This is a genomic window from Streptomyces sp. NRRL F-5122 (assembly GCF_001507435.1).
Taxonomy (GTDB): Bacteria; Actinomycetota; Actinomycetes; order Streptomycetales; family Streptomycetaceae; genus Streptomyces; species Streptomyces lannensis.
In genome coordinates this window covers 1-4,448 of the sequence record NZ_LMWH01000033.1, presented here as the reverse complement: position 1 = coordinate 4,448, position 4,448 = coordinate 1, and the positions used below count along the sequence as shown (strand labels likewise).

General features: G+C 63.6%; 4 protein-coding genes. All 4 read left to right on the top strand.

The window, feature by feature from the left end:
- The first annotated feature begins 50 nt into the window (after positions 1-50).
- The 4 genes from ADL25_RS05990 (at position 51) to ADL25_RS05975 (ending at position 3,408) form a co-directional block, all read left to right on the top strand.
- Entirely contained in the window at positions 51-1,895 is a 1,845-nt protein-coding gene (locus ADL25_RS05990) for an RHS repeat protein (RefSeq protein WP_059126576.1), read from the top strand.
- Positions 1,868-2,518, top strand: a complete 651-nt coding sequence (locus ADL25_RS48890) for a hypothetical protein (protein WP_159044890.1) — start codon at positions 1,868-1,870, stop codon at positions 2,516-2,518. Before ADL25_RS05990 ends, ADL25_RS48890 begins: the two co-directional genes overlap by 28 nt.
- Positions 2,499-3,134: a hypothetical protein gene (locus tag ADL25_RS05980; RefSeq protein ID WP_059126574.1), complete on the top strand. Its 636-nt coding sequence runs from the start codon at positions 2,499-2,501 to the stop codon at positions 3,132-3,134. The genes ADL25_RS48890 and ADL25_RS05980 overlap by 20 nt, the downstream gene beginning before the upstream one ends.
- Positions 3,135-3,198: 64 nt before the next feature.
- Positions 3,199-3,408, top strand: a complete 210-nt coding sequence (locus tag ADL25_RS05975; protein WP_059126573.1) for a DUF6300 family protein — start codon at positions 3,199-3,201, stop codon at positions 3,406-3,408.
- The last annotated feature ends 1,040 nt before the right edge of the window (positions 3,409-4,448 follow it).

The following is a 4,448-nucleotide window of genomic DNA, read 5'->3' as shown; positions in this document are numbered from 1 at the left end:
CTGATGACGCACGCCCGACTCGACGCACTACGTGTCGCCGGCGCTGCTGAGTGAACAAGCACGTCGCTCGACATCCGCCACTGCCGCCCGAACGGGCAGGGTCTCGGAGGAGTCCGCAGAGCTGCGCGCAGCGCGGCGACGAATCCGCGAGCTGGAAACCGAGCTCGAGATCGTCCGGCGGAGTCACCCTCACTCAGACCTACGACGCCGACGGCCGGCTGGCCGACACGTCCGGCACCGGTGCGGAGGCCACTACCCCAAGCCGGAGCTTCAGCTACGACGCCGACGGCCGCCTCACCTCCGCCGGAGCGCCCGGCGGCACCGACACCTACACCTACGACGACCGCGGAGAGATCCGCTCCGCCACCGGCCCCTCCGGCAGCGCCACCTTCAGCTACAACTCTGACGGCCAACTCACCTCCCGTACAGACAAGACGGGTACCGCGACCTTCGCCTACAACCCAGACGGCCAGGTCGCCAGCGCCACCGACCCGGCCACCGGCACCAACCTGGCCTACACCTACAACTCATCCGGCCAGGTCACCGGCATCGCCTACGGCAGCAGCGGCAACGCCAGCCGCAGCCTCGGCTACGACGCCCAGCACCGCCTCACCAGCGACACCCTCACCGCTCCCGGCGGCAGCAGCGAGGCATCCGCCTCCTACGGCTACGACAACGCCGGACATCTCACCGCGCAGACCACCACGGGCACTGCCGGAGCCACATCCAACACCTACGGCTACGACAAGGCGGGTCGCCTGACCTCGTGGAACAACAGCTCGACGACCACTAGCTACGGCTACGACGACGCCGGCAAACGCACCAACGTCACCAGCGGCTCCACCACGACGACCGCGAGCTACAACGCCCGCAACCAGCTCACCGGCACCAGCACCGGCTCGTCCTCGACGTCGTACGCCTACACAGCCCGCGGCACCTTGGCCTCGGTCACCACCCCCCAGGCAACCGAAAACCTCCCGCCGCCTCCGCCTCCACCGACTGCCAAGACGGGCCTGCGTGAGAACCCTGGCAAGCGTCCAGTTGGCCAGGCCACCGGTGCTGGCACCACCTCTCAGCCCGGCACCAAGACCGCGGCGACAGGCCCCTCCGACTCCGCCCCCGTCAAACTCCACGGCAGCACCACGACCCCCACGGTCTACAGTCCGGGCGCGGGTACCACGACCATGACGGCTGCCGAACCGTCCGGCGGCCTGGGCACCGTCTTCCCCCTCGACCCCGGCGCCAACGACGGCACGACTCTCGTCAACCCGCTCGACACCGGTGCCGGGGCAGGGCTCACCTCCACCTTCCCGACCGATCCCGAGGCCGGAGCCGGCAGCACACTGATCAATCCGATCGACCCCGGCGCGGGTCTGACGACCTCCTTCCCTGCCCAGTTGCAGAGCGGCCAGGTCCTCCATTCGGATGTTGGCGGGACGTATTCGGAAGCGGAGTCGGCCCGTGAGATCGTGGACGCGATCCATGGTGGGATTCTCGATCGTCGTGCCGCAAAGGTCAGAAGCTCCACCATCATTTGGGCTCGTGATCCGGGTGTGGCGGGTGATAACGCTTACCACCTTGTTCTGGGTGCCAGCCAACGGCTCAGCCCAGCGCAGGTTGCACAGGCGGAGGATTGGGGGCTCGACATTGCTCCAAATCGCCCCGATGAACATGCTGAGAGCGACGGATTGGACTTCATCGCGTCGATGGGGTGGCTGCCGCTCGCTGGAGCCGTGGATAAAAACTCCTGTCCGGGCAGATGCTACCCTTTGCTGAATGAGGCTGGTGCTACCATGAGAGGCCCTTTCCAAGAAGGCCCGCGTTGGGCGATCGGTCAGCGGATGTTTGTGTGGGAGGACTGGAACAAATGGCTGACGTGGGCGGCCGATCGATGAATTCGCTTGCTGGCCCCTTGCTGAAACGGACCCTTGTGCCGGCGCTCGACGCACTGCCGAGTGGTGGCCCTGAGATCCTTGCCATCGCGGCGTCCTCCCGTGTACTCCCCGCGGTGTTGGAGCTTCCTGTTCCGGATTCGTGGGGAGTGCAGAAAGAGTTGGTGAGATCGCTCAACGAGGATCTCTGGTCGTGGGCGGCTGGAGCTCCGTCGGATGATCTCCCAGCCCGTGTTTCAGCTGTCGACTCGTTCCCGATATTCGGCTCCTCGTTCTTGGAGGAACTGGAAAGAGACAACGTGGAAACGGTCGTAATGGATGGTATTTTGGCCACTCTCAATGCGCGAGAAATGCTGCTTGACCGCCATAACGACCATGTTCTTCGATGTCTGGATGCTGCCGAGGAAGTGGCGACGGTCCTGGACGAGCTGTTGACCCTTCCGGACCGGGTTACGGAGGAGGGTCGAGTCTCCCGGGAAAGGCGGGAGCGTTCCCGGAACTATGACATTCTCATGGGGCTGAGGGAGGCGAGTGCGGGTCAGGCAATCACGATGCGGCTTCGGGAGGAGACCGAGAATTTCGCTGATGGCGTCGCCAGGGATCTCCATGAGTGCTTCCTCCGGTGATGGGGGCCGCCTCCTTCCCTCGACCGACCTGGACGCCTTCCACGGGTCATTGGCCCAGGCTCTGCACAGAGCAGAGCAAGACTCCCTCATCCGCTTCGCCTCGATCTGCCTCTTCAAGGTCGTGCCGATCATCGAGGTCCGTTCCGGTTGTACTGTCGATGAGCAGGTAACCGAGTGGCTGCGTTCACTTGAGGCGGAGCGGGAAACCTTGACCGAGGTGCTCCGGTCTCTGCGGGATATTGTCGAGCGACCGGCGAGCGAGAGCGTCTCTGATGAATTGAGTGATGCCTGCTCGATGGCCGCAGAAATGGTCCGGAGGGCTTTCGAGAATGGCTTCCGGATCAGGGAGTGGGCTGACTGGTGCTCGACTCTGGTTCTGGATATTCATCAGGAATTCGATGCGCTGCTGCATCCCGGGGATAACGGGGCACCCATTTTCTATCCAGCGGCTGAGCGCCCCGAACTGACACCCATGGAGGCGTTGGAGTTGCGGGATCAAGTGGCAGCGTTGGATCTCCTCCGCCGAGGGGTGGGAAGCGACCAACTTTCCGCCATCAATGAAGAGGGAAACGCGCGGGTAGCATCCGCGCTTAGTCGGATTGTAGGCTGGTGTTGAGGCTGTGAGCTCGTGTTGACCCGAAAGTCAGCCGGGACACGCGAAGCTGACCAACCGCGAACTGGTGCCGATCCATCTGGACCTGTGCACGTTCTGCGACGCCGGTGATGCGAGGCGGCCTGCGGCCGGCATCCTCGTTCAGTTCTTCGCTGATGGCGGCGGCCATGACGAAAGCCGGTCGCAGGAAGCCGCGCAGCTGCTGACGGCGTGGACTCGGGAAGCTATGGCCGCTCACGGCTGGTACTGGCATGAGAAGCTGCCCGACCAGCTGTGAGCCCGCGGTTGCCGGGTGAGCTGTAGGACGATGCCCGCCGAAGACGGCAGCCCTTCTGCTCATATGTGCCCCTTGTGGGAAAGCTTGGCGGGACTGACGCACGCTGGATGGGCCGGGTACGTCAGGATCCGATCCCATCGGGGATAGCAGTATCTGCCGAGACGAAGATGTCCTCTTGAAGCCCAAATTCTGAAACCTCCTCGGCCGTAAGACGTCGGGCCGTAACCTTTTTGGTGTTCACGCTATTTCCCCTTCTTCGTAGGGCTACGGGCAGTTCAAAGAGCAAGCCGCTGCTCGTGCTCGGCCAACACCACCAGCGGTCTAGTGGTGGACCCCGAGGCGAGTGGTGCCGGCGGCTGGGCCGCGTCTTGAGGTCGCCGCCCCGCACAAGATCGCAGACACGGGACCCGGGCAGCAAATCTTCATGGGGAAAGCCGGAAGCGGCAGCATCGCGCCAGGGCACCGTGAGCTTCCCGACCCCGCCCCCTCTGCTCAGGGCACCCGCCCGTGACCCCTTACGGGTACAGAGGGTTATGCAGGGGTGCTGGTACATGCTCGCTCCTGCCCTGCTCTCTGCGCCTATGTGGCGGTCCTTGGAGAGGGGAGATGAGGCTGATTCCAGGCCTCCTCAAACTGTCTCTTGATGTATCCTCAGATTGTTTTCGGTAGTGGACGTTGGTGAGTGTGCGTATCCGTGTTCTGGCATACGTCCACCGGCAGGAATCCGGAGTGATTGCAGTACTCTTTCAACTGCTTGCATCTGGTGCGGCCGCAAGGTTACGGGGGCATGTGAACTCCTCTCCAGCTCTCCAGAATTGCTGCTTTCTGAGGATGTTTCATGGGATGTTCAGGCCCTGGGTGGGCCAGGTTTTCCGGGTAGGGGGCTTGGGCTACACCAAGGCATCTATGAGTGGGTCCGTCTGTCCAGCGGTACCCGATCTCTAGCCTCGATCTTTCGTGACGGTCCGTCGGTTCATTTGGCGGGCCGTTTCGGCTTGTTGCGCATGTATCGGGCAGGGTGAGTACCCGGCTGTCGCGTC